The 12387-nt window shown below is 68.6% G+C and carries 12 protein-coding genes and 1 tRNA gene; 5 read left to right on the forward strand and 8 right to left on the reverse strand.

The window, feature by feature from the left end:
- Positions 1-306: 306 nt before the first annotated feature.
- Both EZH22_RS05645 and EZH22_RS05650 read right to left on the reverse strand, forming a co-directional pair.
- Complete coding sequence (locus EZH22_RS05645; protein ID WP_210352036.1) at positions 307-531, reverse strand: hypothetical protein; 225 nt, start codon at positions 529-531, stop codon at positions 307-309.
- 252 nt (positions 532-783) lie between these two features.
- Positions 784-1140, reverse strand: a complete 357-nt coding sequence (locus EZH22_RS05650; protein ID WP_203194769.1) for a hypothetical protein — start codon at positions 1138-1140, stop codon at positions 784-786.
- A gap of 327 nt (positions 1141-1467) precedes the next feature.
- Here EZH22_RS05650 and EZH22_RS05655 point away from each other — a divergent pair, with 327 nt between their 5' ends.
- Entirely contained in the window at positions 1468-1650 is a 183-nt protein-coding gene (locus EZH22_RS05655; RefSeq protein ID WP_203196396.1) for a DUF1328 domain-containing protein, read from the forward strand.
- Positions 1651-2017: 367 nt separating this feature from the next.
- Here EZH22_RS05655 and EZH22_RS05660 read toward each other — a convergent pair whose 3' ends face one another.
- A complete protein-coding gene (locus EZH22_RS05660) occupies positions 2018-2260 on the reverse strand; it encodes a YMGG-like glycine zipper-containing protein (protein WP_408647671.1) in 243 nt (80 codons plus the stop codon).
- A gap of 84 nt (positions 2261-2344) precedes the next feature.
- The gene (locus tag EZH22_RS05665) at positions 2345-2701 is read right to left on the reverse strand and encodes a hypothetical protein (protein ID WP_203194771.1); all 357 of its coding nucleotides are present in this window, start codon (positions 2699-2701) and stop codon (positions 2345-2347) included.
- Between the two features lie 269 nt (positions 2702-2970).
- On the opposite strand from EZH22_RS05665, the gene otsB reads away from it, so the two are divergent.
- From otsB to EZH22_RS05680, 3 genes are all read left to right on the forward strand, one after another.
- Positions 2971-3717: a trehalose-phosphatase gene (otsB, locus tag EZH22_RS05670; RefSeq protein WP_203194772.1), complete on the forward strand. Its 747-nt coding sequence runs from the start codon at positions 2971-2973 to the stop codon at positions 3715-3717.
- Between the two features lie 5 nt (positions 3718-3722).
- Entirely contained in the window at positions 3723-5210 is a 1488-nt protein-coding gene (otsA, locus tag EZH22_RS05675; RefSeq protein ID WP_203194773.1) for an alpha,alpha-trehalose-phosphate synthase (UDP-forming), read from the forward strand.
- Positions 5211-5422: 212 nt separating this feature from the next.
- Positions 5423-5509: transfer RNA gene (locus EZH22_RS05680), tRNA-Leu, on the forward strand.
- A gap of 60 nt (positions 5510-5569) precedes the next feature.
- Here the strand turns inward: EZH22_RS05680 and EZH22_RS05685 are convergent.
- The 4 genes from EZH22_RS05685 to EZH22_RS05700 all read right to left on the reverse strand — a co-directional run bounded on the left by EZH22_RS05685 (position 5570) and on the right by EZH22_RS05700 (position 8963).
- The gene (locus EZH22_RS05685; protein WP_203194774.1) at positions 5570-5842 is read right to left on the reverse strand and encodes a hypothetical protein; all 273 of its coding nucleotides are present in this window, start codon (positions 5840-5842) and stop codon (positions 5570-5572) included.
- 123 nt (positions 5843-5965) lie between these two features.
- The gene (locus EZH22_RS05690; RefSeq protein WP_231711313.1) at positions 5966-7273 is read right to left on the reverse strand and encodes a TRAP transporter large permease; all 1308 of its coding nucleotides are present in this window, start codon (positions 7271-7273) and stop codon (positions 5966-5968) included.
- Positions 7270-7791, reverse strand: coding sequence for a TRAP transporter small permease (locus EZH22_RS05695; protein WP_203194775.1), 522 nt, complete (start codon positions 7789-7791; stop codon positions 7270-7272). The genes EZH22_RS05690 and EZH22_RS05695 overlap by 4 nt, the downstream gene beginning before the upstream one ends.
- 44 nt (positions 7792-7835) lie before the next feature.
- A complete protein-coding gene (locus EZH22_RS05700; protein ID WP_203194776.1) occupies positions 7836-8963 on the reverse strand; it encodes a C4-dicarboxylate TRAP transporter substrate-binding protein in 1128 nt (375 codons plus the stop codon).
- A gap of 397 nt (positions 8964-9360) precedes the next feature.
- Between EZH22_RS05700 and EZH22_RS05705 the strand changes: the two genes are divergently transcribed.
- On the forward strand, positions 9361-12306 hold the full coding sequence (locus EZH22_RS05705) for an ATP-binding protein (RefSeq protein ID WP_203194777.1): 2946 nt from the start codon (positions 9361-9363) through the stop codon (positions 12304-12306).
- Positions 12307-12387: the final 81 nt, after the last annotated feature.

Genomic DNA, 12387 nt, shown 5'->3' on the forward strand with positions numbered 1-12387 from the left:
AACGAAAGGTGCGCGTATCCCGCGTCACCCCGGCCCGCCCGGGCGGCTCCCAGCTTTTTGGGAGCACGGCCTCGGACGCCGCTCAAATAGTGCAGAAAGCCCCGCGACGCAAGGGCCCGGATGCAAGGGCCGGGAGGCACGGCGCACGATGCAGGGGGCGCGATGCAGGCCAGGCGGCGGACCGGCGGGTTCGCGCGGCACCCGGCCGCCCGCGGGCCGGAGCCGGGCGCAAGGGAACCCGCCCGCCGGCGTGTCTCGCAGGCGGGCCGGGCAACGCGTTCTCCCTCATGGGGTCAGGGCGCGCGCTCAGGGCGCGCCGCCGCCTTCCGGCTCGCGCTCGGCGGCGGCAAGGCCGCCCTCCGGGGCGTCGGGCTCGTCCTTGCGGCCCTCGAAGGCCGACTGGAGCTGCTCGGCCAAGCGCTTGAGATCGTCGGGCATGTCTTCCTGCGTGAAATCGTCGAACAGCTTTCGCAGCTCGCGGCCCAACAGGTCCTGACGTGCGGAGATGTCACGACGGTGAGGCGTTCGCATGCCGCCTGCCTCTTTCTGATGCTGCGTCATCATGGGCGTGTCGAGGGGGCCTTCAGGGCGTGCCGTTCGCATGGCGGTTCTTCGTGACAGACGCGAGCGGAACCGACATTTCGCATTCCGTCGCGTGCGTTGCAATATAAGAAGTGTCGAGCGTGGATTCGGTTCCATGGGTCGGCGCGCCGGGCGACGCGCCGGGCAGGCCCGGCATCGCGCACGCCGAGGCGCGGCGCGCCGGGGTCAGGCCCGATCGGGTCATTCACGATAGAGCCGGGGCGAAGGCTTGCCGTCCGCCGGCGCACCGCCCAGATGCTCGCCGCCGTCGCGGTCCCAGGGGTGGGCGGCGGAATCGGCGTCGGGGCGGCGATCCGGCCCCTCGAAGGCGGCCTCGGCCGCCTTCAGCAGGCGGCGCTCCTCATCGGGAACCCGCGGGCGGCGAGGCGGAAAGTCGCGCCGGCTCTCGTTGGGCGCAAACTCGGCATGGTCATAGCCGTGGGGGGCAGCGGACGCCGGCAGGCCGCCGGCGCGGGCGGGGCGGCCGCCGATGCGGGGGCTCGCCGGGGCGCCGGCACGGCCGCCGGCCTGGGTCTCGCTGGTTCGCGGTCCGGTCATCCTGATCCTCCGCGTTGTGTTCGGGGCGCACTGTGTTCGAGGCGCGTGCTGTTCGAGAGTGAAATCTGCCCCGCGGGATGAAAGACCTCCGGTGAGACGGAAATCCTTGGGACAGACATCGTTCTTCATCCGATTGCCGTTGAAACGCGGCGTCGGCGGATTTTGTTCCGGCACCCGAAAAGCCGCGCATTCCAGCGCCCGGGCCGGGAACCGGCGTGGCCGCGGCTCCGTTCCCCCAACTGTAGAATAACTGTGATCGAACGGGCGCGGACGGGCAGCGGCAGCATCGACGCCTTCATCGCGCCGTCCATCGGAAGGAGAGACAAAATGTTGAGCTGGGCGCTTACCTTTCTCGTCGTCGCCCTCATCGCCGCACTCCTCGGGTTCGGCGGCATCGCGGGAACAGCGATCGAGATCGCGAAGATCATCTTCTTCGTGGCGATCGCACTTTTCCTTATCTCGGCCGTGGTCGGCCTGGTCCGGCGCGGGCGCGGCCCATCGGTACCATGAGGCCTTCGCCGCGCTGATCGAGATTTCGTGATCGCGGCGACCGGGTGCCGGATGAAAAAAGGGCCGGGCCGCGAAGGCGGCCCGGCCCGAGTTGCTTGGAGATGAGCCGATCCTGCCCCACCATGGTAAACTTATGGTTTAAATCGGCGCGATCATCGTCCCTGAGCCGCAGAAGACGGGCGCCCGCGACGCTCCTGTCGCCGCGCCGCGAGGGGTCGCCACCCCGCCCACCCAGGCCGCAATCCGTTGTTTCCAGGGGCCTTTCCAGGCGACCGCCCGCCGCCGCCGCGCGGCGGCGCACGCCGGGCAAAAAAAGAGGCGCCGGAGGGCGCCTCTTCCTTCATCCCGTCTGTCCCGAGCCGGTCGCTCAGGGGCACTGCACCCGGTAGCGGTTGCCGTAGCCGTCGCGCGCCCAGCACGCCCGCGGCGTGGTCTCGGCACCGATGACCGCGCCCGCGCCCGCGCCGATGAGGCCGCCGACGAGCGCGCCGGTGCCCGTCCCCGTGGCCGCCGCGCCGATGAGCGCACCGGTGCCGGCACCGATGGCCGCGCCGCCCACGGCCCGGTCCTGCCGCGAATATTCGCTGCAACCACCCAGGGTCAGAGCCATCGCACTCACACACACAATGAGAGCCGCTTTCATCATGTTCTCCCTTGCCCTATGCCCCGGCGGCCGGGGCTCCCATTCACCCATTCAAACGCCCGGCGACGGTCGGCGCGCACCGCCTTTCGACGCGGCGAACGCCGGGCGCCTCCGCCGGGCCGACGCAACGGCATATAGCACGCACCCGACCCCGAGGCCCACCACCAGCGCCGCCGCGGCCACCGCCGCCGGCCGCGCATACCCGGAATGCACCGCTCGCCGGCGCCCCAGATCAAGGAACGGCAACGCCTTGGCGTGGTCGGACACCCACTCCCGCGCATCCGCGGCGGCCCGCCCAATCGCCGCTTCCTTGGGGGCCAGCGCCTCCTGAAGCTCGGCCAACTGCGTCTTCAGAGCCGCGACCTGGCGCGTGAGCGCCGTAACGACGTACCTTCCCGATTCGGGCATGCGAATGATCTCCCTCACCCTTCCTCGAACGCCCGGCAACGCCTGCGGTTCCGCCGAAGCCTGATCCGACCGCGCCCACCTTCAGGCCCTGCCGGCGCGGCGTTGCGGTCGCATGGCGAGAATGCGTCGCTCCCGTGAGGGAACCATGGCAGGGCCGCGAGCGTTCTGTCAGCAGTACGGGGATACGGAATGGGGATATGGAGGCACGTGTGCTCGCAGGCCCGACCGACACGCAAACTTCCGCGCAGCCGCCTTTCGCGCGGGAGCCCTTGCCCGCGGTTTGCCGGGCCATCGGCGCACGCACGCATGCGTTCTTTCTCGACGTGGACGGGACCCTGATCGACATCGCCGCCCACCCGGACGCGGTGGTGGTGCCGGAGGGGCTGCCGGACACCTTGTCCGCGCTCGCCGGGTCCGCCGACGGCGCCCTCGCCTTGGTGAGCGGGCGCACGGTGGAGCGGCTCGACCTCCTGTTCGCACCGGCCCGGTTCGCGGCGGCCGGCAGCCATGGCGCCCAGATCCGCCTCTTCCCCGGCGCCGCCGTGGACGCCGCGCCCGACCTCGACCGCGCGCTGGCCGCCCGCCTGATCGCGCTGGCCGGCGCCTTCGAGGGCGCGTTCACCGAGGACAAGGGCCCGTCCCTGGCCATCCACTACCGGGCGCATCCCGCCATCGCGCCGGTCCTGCGCCGGGCCATCGCCGAGGTGCTCGGGCCGTGGCCGGAGCTTGCGGTCCTGCCCGGCCATCACGTGTTCGAAATCAAGCGTGCCGGCCGCGACAAGGGCACCGCGGTCGCCGCCTTCATGGCGCGCGCGCCGTTCGCCGGCCGGGTGCCGGTCTTCATCGGCGACGACGTCACCGATGAGGCCGCCTTCCGCGCCGTCTCGGCCGCCGGCGGCGTCGCCATCGCCGTCGGGACGGCACGCGAGGGGGCCGAGGCCGTCCTTCCCGACCCGCCGGCCGTGCGCCGGTTCCTCACTCACCTCGCGGCGGAGCCGCGGCAGCGCAGGAGGTGAACCTCGTGTCACGCATCGTGGTCGTATCGAACAGGGTGGCGCTGCCGCAGCGGTCCGGCGGACCGGCGGGCGGCCTTGCCGTGGCCGTGAACGCCGCCCTCAAGGACAAGGGCGGCATCTGGTTCGGCTGGAGCGGGCGCGTCGCCCCCGAGCCGTCCGACGCCCCGGAAGTGACGCACCACGGCGCCATGACCTATGCGGTGATCGACCTCACCACCGAGGACTACCAGGAATATTACAACGGCTTCGCCAACCGGGTGCTGTGGCCGGTGCTGCACTATCGGGTCGACCTGTCGGAATTCTACCGCTCCGACCTTTCCGGCTACATCCGGGTCAACCGCATGTTCGCCGAGCACCTGGCCAAGATCATCCGGCCCGACGACGTGGTGTGGATCCACGACTACCACATGATGCCGCTGGCCCGGTACCTGCGCGAGAGCGGGCACCAGAACCGCATCGGCTTCTTCCTGCACATTCCCATGCCGCCGGCGGACATCATCCAGGCCCTGCCGCAGCATTCCGAGACGGTGGGCGCGCTCGCCTCCTACGACCTGGTCGGCTTCCAGACCGAGGGCGACAAGGACAATTTCGCCCGCTACCTGGAAACCCGCGGCGGCCAGCCCACCCCGGACGGGACAGGCTGCGACATCGGCGGCCGGCGCGTCGCCTTCGGCGTCTTTCCCGTGGCCATCGAGACCGGGGCCTTCGTGCGGCGGGCGCGGCACGCCAGCCGCACCCGCTTCGTCAAGGCCTTCCATGAGAGCCTCATGGGCCGCAAGCTGATCATCGGGGTGGACCGGCTCGATTATTCCAAGGGCATCCCCAACCGGCTCGACGCCTACGAGCACTTCCTGCGCACCGGCCCGGAATGGCACGATCGCGTCGCCTACGTGCAGATCACCCCCAAGAGCCGCACCGACGTGCCGGAATACCAGGAGATGGACCGCTACGTCTCCCACAAGGCCGGGCAGATCAACGGCGCCTATGCCGACGTGAGCTGGACGCCGCTGCGCTACGTGAACCGCACCTATTCGCGCTCGGCGCTGGCCGGCTTCTACCGCCTCGCGGACGTGGCGCTGGTGACGCCCCTGCGCGACGGCATGAACCTCGTGGCCAAGGAATTCGTGGCGGCGCAGGACCCCGCCGACCCCGGCGTGCTGGTGCTCTCTCAGTTCGCCGGCGCGGCGGCGGAGCTGGGCACCGGCGCGGTGCTGGTGAACCCGCACGACACCGAGGGCATGGCGACGGCGCTGCGGCGCGCCCTGGACATGCCGCTGGCCGAGCGCCGCGAGCGCCACGCGCGCATGATGCGCATCCTCGAGGTCCGCGACATCGACTGCTGGGCCGAAGCCTTCCTCGCCGCCCTCAGCCCGAAGGAGCCGGCGACGGAGCGCCGGGAGATCGCCCTGCCGCGCGCCGCCATCCGCTCCGTGGTGCGCCCGCCGAGTCCCACCAGCCCCTGGTCGAGCCGCCTCATGCCCCGGGGCGCCTGAGAGCGCGAGCGCGGCGGCGGCAGGTACGGGAGGCCTTGCTCTCGCCGCCCGTGCCCCGCGCGCCGGCAGCGACGGGCTTGCTCCGGTGCCGGCGCGGGCCTGCTCGACGCCAGGCCACGCACGCGGTTGCTGCCCGCGCCCCTTTGTGGTTATAGCAGGTCATCGCTGCCGACAGCCCTGCCCCACCCCTCAGGGCATTCGGCGGCGAACGTGCGGGCGTGGCGGAATTGGTAGACGCAGCGGACTCAAAATCCGCCGTCCTTACGGATATGTCGGTTCGAGTCCGACCGCCCGCACCAACTGCCCCTGGCAGCCTTGCCGCGGCGAGAATCATGCTGATCGCCCGTTGTGAGACCCGATCAGGTCATCGGATTCAGAACTGTGGCTTCAATTTGGTTCCATATTCGCCTGGCGTTAAGCATGATCTGCTCGATAGCGCTTTCAAGCACCGGCTCGAGCGGGCCATCAACCGGGGCGTGGCGGCGGATCACCTCCGCCTGAAGCAAGATCGCCGTCACCGCATTGGCCATCGTCCCGCGTACGTGGTCGGCGCCCCCTCGGGACCATCCGTGCCGGTTCACGACGCCCGCCATCCCGACGGGAAGACACGAACATCCATCATTGCGGTCCATTGCTGTCTCCATCGGTCCACGAAGCAAGAGCAGCTTATCTGGCGGGACGTGTAAGAGGAGCCAAGCGGCGTAAAGCGCTGTTAAACAGCGTATCTGGTCATCGATCACCGGAATCGTCAGTGCTTATCCAAGCACGCGCGGCAGGAAGAGAACGATATCGGGTATGCAGATGAGCAGCGTGAGGACCGCCATGTCCATCAGCCCGAACCAGAACACGCCGCGGAAAATCTCCGAAGTGGGAATGAGGTCGCCGACCACGCCTTTGATGACGAAAACGTTGAGGCCGACCGGTGGCGTCAGCATGCCGAACTCCAGCAGCTTCGTCAGAACGACGCCGAACCAGATCGGATCGAGCCCCGCCTTGGCCACAAGCGGCAGGACGATTGGCAAGGTGATGAGCATGGTGCTGATGGGCTCGAGGAAGCACCCGAGGAAAATGTAGAGCAGGGTGATGGCCAGCATCAGCGCCGCCGGGCGCTCGCCCAGCACGGCGAAGGCATCGGTTATAAACACGCCGGCTCCGCTGAGCGTCAGAAACCGCGCCAGCAGGCTCGCGCCGATGCCGATCAGGATGAGGGCGCAGGTCGCCCTCGCCGTTTCTCCCACCGCTTCGGTAAAGGCACGAAGGCTGAGCGAGCGCTTGGCAAAGCCGATGAGCGCCGCCGCCGCCGCGCCTGCGGCGCCGGCCTCGGTGGGGGTGAATATGCCCCCGAACAGGCCCCCGAAGACCGCGAGGATGAGGAGGATGACCGGCCAGGTCTCACGCAACGCGGCGAGCCGCTCGGCCCGGGTCACGTGGTGATCGACCGGTGGCGCGAGCGAGGGGTCGAGCCGGGTCCGGATGAGAATGACGAGGATATAGCCGATGGCTGTGAGGAGCCCGGCGCTGATGCCGGCAAGGAAGAGCTGCGTCACCGGCACTTCGGCGATCAGCCCATAGAAGATGAGGATGATCGACGGCGGGATCAGCGCGCCGATGGTTCCCGCCACCGCGACCGAGCCCGCGGCGAGCTGAGGGTGGTATCTGGCCTCGATCATCTGCGGGATCGCGATCTTGCCGATCGTCGCCGAGCACGCCAGCGAGGAGCCGCACATGGCGGCAAAGCCGGTGGCACCGAGAACCGAGGCGATGGCGAGACCGCCCGGAACCGCGGCGAGCCATAACCGCGCCAGCCGGAACAAGCCGTCGGTCAGTCCGGCGCGGTGGCATAGGTGGCCGAGAAGAAGGAACATGGGCAGCGAACTGAGAACCCAGTTCGCCGCGAAATTGAACGGCACAACGCCAAGGGCGCCGAGAGCCACCATCCATCCTTTCACCGCCCATAGGCCGAGGAAGGACACGCCGATGAGCGCCGGGCCGATGGGCATGCCGAGCAGCAGAGCGGCAATCAGCAGAACCAGCGCGAGCAGGCCGATTTCGACGCCGCTCACGGCTCATGCTCCGGCTGCCGCTGGGAAGAGGCATCGCCGGGCAACCGGGGGGTGAGACGCAGCAGAAAGGCGATGGCCAGGAGGCCGGCTCCGATTGGAACGGCAAAATGAGCCGGCCATACCGGCATGATGGCGCTGCCCTGCACCTGCGCTGCACTGACCTCCCAGTCGCGCACCGCATCCATCCAGCCGCGCCAGGCGACCAGCGCCATGATCAGCGCTGCGGCCAGGCCGCTCGCCGCCCGCATGAGCCTTTTCACGCGGGCCGGCATGAGCGGCACCAGGAGATCGACCGAGATGTGGCCGCCGTGCCGCTCGACAAGCGCCAGCGGCGCGAAGACAACGATCACCATGTAGTAGTGCGTCACGGTGGTCAGCGTTCCGGGCAGGGGCTGCCCGAGCAGCTTGCGCACCACCACATCGAGCGTGACATGCACCATCATCAGGAGGATGGCGGCGCTGCCCAGGAAGGCCCCCGCCCGGGCCGCCGCATCGACCAACCCAATGATCCGCTTCACCCCATCCCCCTCTGGCGCGACTTTGACGCATGGCGCGCCGGTATTCAGCGGCCGGGGTCGCTTACGTCCACCTTCGAATACAGGTCCTGCCAATAGATGTCCGCCAGTTCCTCGGCGGAGGAGACCTGGCTCACACCCAGCGCCCATCGTTCGAGGATCGGCAGGAATTCATCCAGCATTTGCCGGCTGCGCCCGACGCCCTGGGCGGCGTAAATCTCCGCAAGCCGGCTGAGGTCAGCCTCAGTGAAGCGCGCGCTCGCCTCGCGGACGGCCGCGTCGGCCTCGTAGACGGAGCCGCCGGCCGCAACGGCCTGCCCGATCACCTGCTGCTCGCCCTCGCCATATGCCCAATTGGTAGTGGCCGTTCCCCAGGCGGTAGCCTTCATGATGGCCCTGCGCTCCGCGGCCGTCAGCCTGCGCCAGACATCGCGGTTGACGTTTGCAAAGGCCGCCACATAGACGCCGCCGGGAACATCCGCCGTGATGGAGCGGATCGAGCCGCTCAAGCCGAAGTTGCGGACATCCGGAAGGGATAGGACGACGCAGTCGATGATGCGCTGCGTCAGTGCCTCGAGCATCTCATTGCCGGCCATGGTGACGGGCACGGCTTTCATCGCCTCCGCCCAGCGCGCCCAGTTCGCGCCGCCGACCCTGAGCCGGGCGCCGCGGAGCTCCGCCATGGAACGAACGGGACGAACGCAACTGAGGGCATAGGGGGTCGTCGCAGCCGCGCCGGTGTATACTTGGTTCTGACGGGCAAATTCCGCGACGCATTCCGGGCAGCGCGTCAGGATGAACTCGGCCATGGCCGGTGCATAGGCGGCCCCCTTCAACCGGCGCGGCAGACTGGAGAACCTGTCCAGCACCATGGACGCGTCATGGATCAGGTTGGTCGCAGGATATTCTCCGGCCTGGTAGGTGGTCAGCACCACTCCGATATCGGCGAGCCCGGCGCGGAGACCGGGCGAGGTCTCCGCCAAGCTTAGCAGCGACATGGCATAGACGCGCGCGGTCACCTCGCCCCCGGTCTCCCGGCGAAGGGCTGCGGCAAAGACCTCGCCGCCCCTGACGAGGTAGGATTGCGGCGGGTGGCCGATGGCAAAGGATAATTCGGCCGCGCCCAGCGGGCGAAATGCTACCGCGAGGAAGAGACCGGCCAGGGCGTACACCACTCCACGGCTCATCTTGCCACTCTGACACCTGGGCAGAAATGGATCTGACGCCGCGCGGCAGCGCGAGGCCTGTCAGACATCTTTATAGTCTAGCATAGGCCTATTGGCCCGCCAGAAGAACACCGGGTAAATTGGCGGCAATGAAAATGCATCGGCGGCGCCGTGACGGGGCGCGGCGGTGCAATGCCTCTGGCTTGGACGCCGATGCCCATGATCACATTTCCGCGATTGGGTAAATCGGGCTTTGGTCACGACGGTGTCCGGCGGCGTAATCACGGGCTTTGGGAGGAGCATTTCGTGCCACTGGCCTCGAATGTCAGGTCGCGGTTGCCCGTGGGACGGCGGCTTGGGCGATCCATGCTGCGGATGACGCCGCACGCCCGTCGCAAGGCCGCATATGCCTGAGGCCTCCGACAATGCCCCCGCCGGGCGGATGGCGATCTTCGGGCCGTACATGCTGAACCCCGCCCGCCGGCGGCTGTCGCGCGGCGGGGACGTCATCCAGGTCGGAAGCCGGGCGATGGACCTGCTCATCGCCCTGGTGGAGAGCGCTGGAAAGGTATTGACACACCGTCAACTCCTGGCTCACGCATGGCCTGGCCTGACGGTCGAGGAAGCCAATCTCCGCGTGCACATCTCCGCGCTGCGCAAGGCGCTGAACATCGGTGCGACGGACGGCGAATATATCGAGAATCTGGTCGGCCGTGGTTATTGCTTCGTTGCGCCGGTCACCTGGTCAGGCGCCGCACCCGTTGCGCCGCCCGTGATGGCCGCCGTCGAGGAGGCATCCGGCGGGCCGGCCAAGTCTCAGGCCAGGCCAGCGCAGCGGCTTCCGCTGCCGGCCGCCCGCATCGTCGGGCTCGACCCGCTCGTGGACCATCTGGTCGGGATGCTGAATGACCAGCGCTTCGTCACGCTCGTCAGCCCCGGTGGCATGGGCAAGACCACGGCCGCCCTGTTCGTCGGCCATGCGATCCAGACTCGAAAGGACGGCGACGTCGCCTTTGTCGACCTCAGCCCGGTACGCGATCCAAATCTGGTCGCTTCCACCTTGGCCACCACCCTCGGGATCGTATCGAAGCCGGGCCAGACCGAGGACATCATCATCTCGCAATTGCAGGGCCGGCCGATGCTGCTGATCCTCGACAATTGCGAGCACCTGATCGACGCCGCCGCCGGTTTGTGCGGCCGCCTGTTCGGTGAATTGCCGGAGCTGCGCCTGCTCGCCACCAGCCGCGAGGCGCTGCGGGTGGAGGGTGAGCATGTGCACCTGCTGCCGCCTCTGGCCGCCCCACCGGAGGGGGCGGCGCTCACGGCGGCCGAGGCGCTGACCTTCCCCGCCGTGCAGCTCTTTATGGATCGCGCTGCGGTCAGCGGCCATCGCGCGCCGCTGGACGACGCGGGCGCGGACCTGGTCGCCGACATCTGCCGGCGCCTTGACGGGATGGCACTCGCCATCGAGCTGGCCGCGAGCCGCGCCGGCACGTTCGGGCTGAGAGGGGTGGCGGACATGCTCAGCGACAGTGTCCGTCTGTATTGGGAGGGACGCCGGGGCGCCCCTGCCCGGCATCAGACGTTGGACGCGGTTTTCGACTGGAGTCATGCGTTGCTGTCACCGCGCGATCAGCGCGTCCTGCGCCGCCTGTCGGTTTTCGCTGGCCTCTTCACGCTCAAGGACTCCCTGGCGGTCGCCGCGGATGCAGAGGAGGACAAGCTCGCTGTTGCCAGCGCCCTGACCGGGCTGGTCGACAAGTCGCTGATCTGGGCGTCGGCCAGCGGCTCGCCCGTCTATTTTCGCCTTCTGGATACGACCCGGGTCTTCGCCAGCCGTAAGCTTAAAGAGGCCGACGAATCCGACGCAATGTCCCTGCGGCTGACCCGGCATCTCATCGATGTCCTGCGCATGGACAAGCTGGACACGGCCATCTTCAGCGGCCGAGACCTCTCCGCGCACGCCGTCCGCATGGGCGACATCCGCGCCTCGCTGCGCTGGAGCCAGGTCGACGTTGCGCGCCGCGACGCATTCGTCGCGCTTGCGGCCATTTCGGCACCGCTTTTTCTCGGCCTGGCGCTGCTCGGCGAATGCGAAAGCTGGTGCCGCATGGCGCTGGAGACGATGGACGAGGACGCCCGAGGGAGCCATGTCGAGTTGCTGCTGCTGGAAGGGCTGACCATTGGAGCCATGTTCACCCGCGGCAATCGCGGTACGACCAGCTCCGCCATCGCCCATGGCCAGGCGCTGGCGGCGCGGCTGAACGAGCCGACGCATGAACTCCATTTGCTCGGCGGCGAACACATCTTCCTGACGCGCATCGGCAATTTCCGAGGCTCGCTCGCCGTCGCGGAGCGGTGCGCGGCGCTCAGCGCCACCGTCGGCACGCCGGAAGCAATGGCCATGGCCGAATGGATGATCGGCTGCAGCCACCATCTTCTGGGCGATCAATTGAAATCGCAGGTATTTGGCGAGCGCGGGTTCGAGCACATCCCTGTCGCGGCTCCCGCCCATGTCGACTATTTCGGCTACGACCATCGCGTCCGCGCCATGGAGATCATGGCGCGGACGTTATGGCTGCGCGGCGACACGCTGCGATCCGCACTGTTTGCCGAGGACAGTATCCAAGAGGCCGAGCGCCGGGGCCATCCGGTCTCGATCTGCATTGCGCTCATGTACACCGGCGAGGTTGCGCTGTGGAATGAGGAGCTGGATCTTGCCGAGCAGCGTCTGCACCGTGCCGTGGATCACGCCTCCCGACACGCGCTCACGCCCTACCGGGTCGTCAGCGAAGGTCTCTTGGGCACGCTCGCCGTCCTGCGGGAAAAGCCGGCGGAGGGCGTGAAGGCCATGGAGCGGGCCCTGGCGTTTTGCCAGATCGAGGACCATCACGTCATCACCGTGGAGATCATGGTGAACCTGGCGCGAGGCCAGGGACAGTTGGGCCTCATCGACGCGGCTCGCGCCACGGCCGCAGCGGCGCTGGAGAAAGCGCGCGCCTTCGGCGGAAGTTGCTGTCTCGCCGACCTTCTGCTCGCGCAGGCGGAACTGGAAGCTGCGGCGGGCGCTTCCAGCCAGCATGTGGACCAACTGATGCTGGACGCCCTGGAGCTGGCAAGGCGCCAATCCGCCCGTCATCTTGAGCTCAAAATCGCCGTGGCGCGGCATCGCCTGGATCCGCGGGCGGAGACCGCGTCGGCTCTCGCCGACATCAGCGGCCAGTTCGCCGAGACCGCGCCGAGCCCGTTCCTGCCGGTCGCCCGCGGATTGCTGGCGGGCAGGGCCTGGCGAGGGCCGATCCCCCTTGACCACCGACTGGGGCTTAGCCTTTACGCGGATTTACAGAGCTGAACGAGCCTCGCCACGGCGGTCGGGCCATCATCTCCGGACCCTGCCAATGAGCGTCGTCGTGGGCCTCGAAGGGGCGATCGT

Source organism: Xanthobacter dioxanivorans (assembly GCF_016807805.1).
Taxonomy (GTDB): Bacteria; Pseudomonadota; Alphaproteobacteria; order Rhizobiales; family Xanthobacteraceae; genus Xanthobacter; species Xanthobacter dioxanivorans.

What these genes read in the sequence shown, in the direction of transcription:
- EZH22_RS05645 (WP_210352036.1), bottom strand. Translation starts at nt 531, where the DNA reads ATGCGAACGCCTCACCGTCGTGACATCTCCGCACGTCAGGACCTGTTG.
- EZH22_RS05650 (WP_203194769.1), bottom strand. Translation starts at nt 1,140, where the DNA reads ATGACCGGACCGCGAACCAGCGAGACCCAGGCCGGCGGCCGTGCCGGC.
- EZH22_RS05685 (WP_203194774.1), bottom strand. Translation starts at nt 5,842, where the DNA reads ATGGACCGCAATGATGGATGTTCGTGTCTTCCCGTCGGGATGGCGGGC.
- EZH22_RS05705 (WP_203194777.1), top strand. Translation starts at nt 9,361, where the DNA reads ATGCCTGAGGCCTCCGACAATGCCCCCGCCGGGCGGATGGCGATCTTC.
- EZH22_RS05655 (WP_203196396.1), top strand. Translation starts at nt 1,468, where the DNA reads ATGTTGAGCTGGGCGCTTACCTTTCTCGTCGTCGCCCTCATCGCCGCA.
- EZH22_RS05660 (WP_408647671.1), bottom strand. Translation starts at nt 2,260, where the DNA reads ATGGCTCTGACCCTGGGTGGTTGCAGCGAATATTCGCGGCAGGACCGG.
- EZH22_RS05665 (WP_203194771.1), bottom strand. Translation starts at nt 2,701, where the DNA reads ATGCCCGAATCGGGAAGGTACGTCGTTACGGCGCTCACGCGCCAGGTC.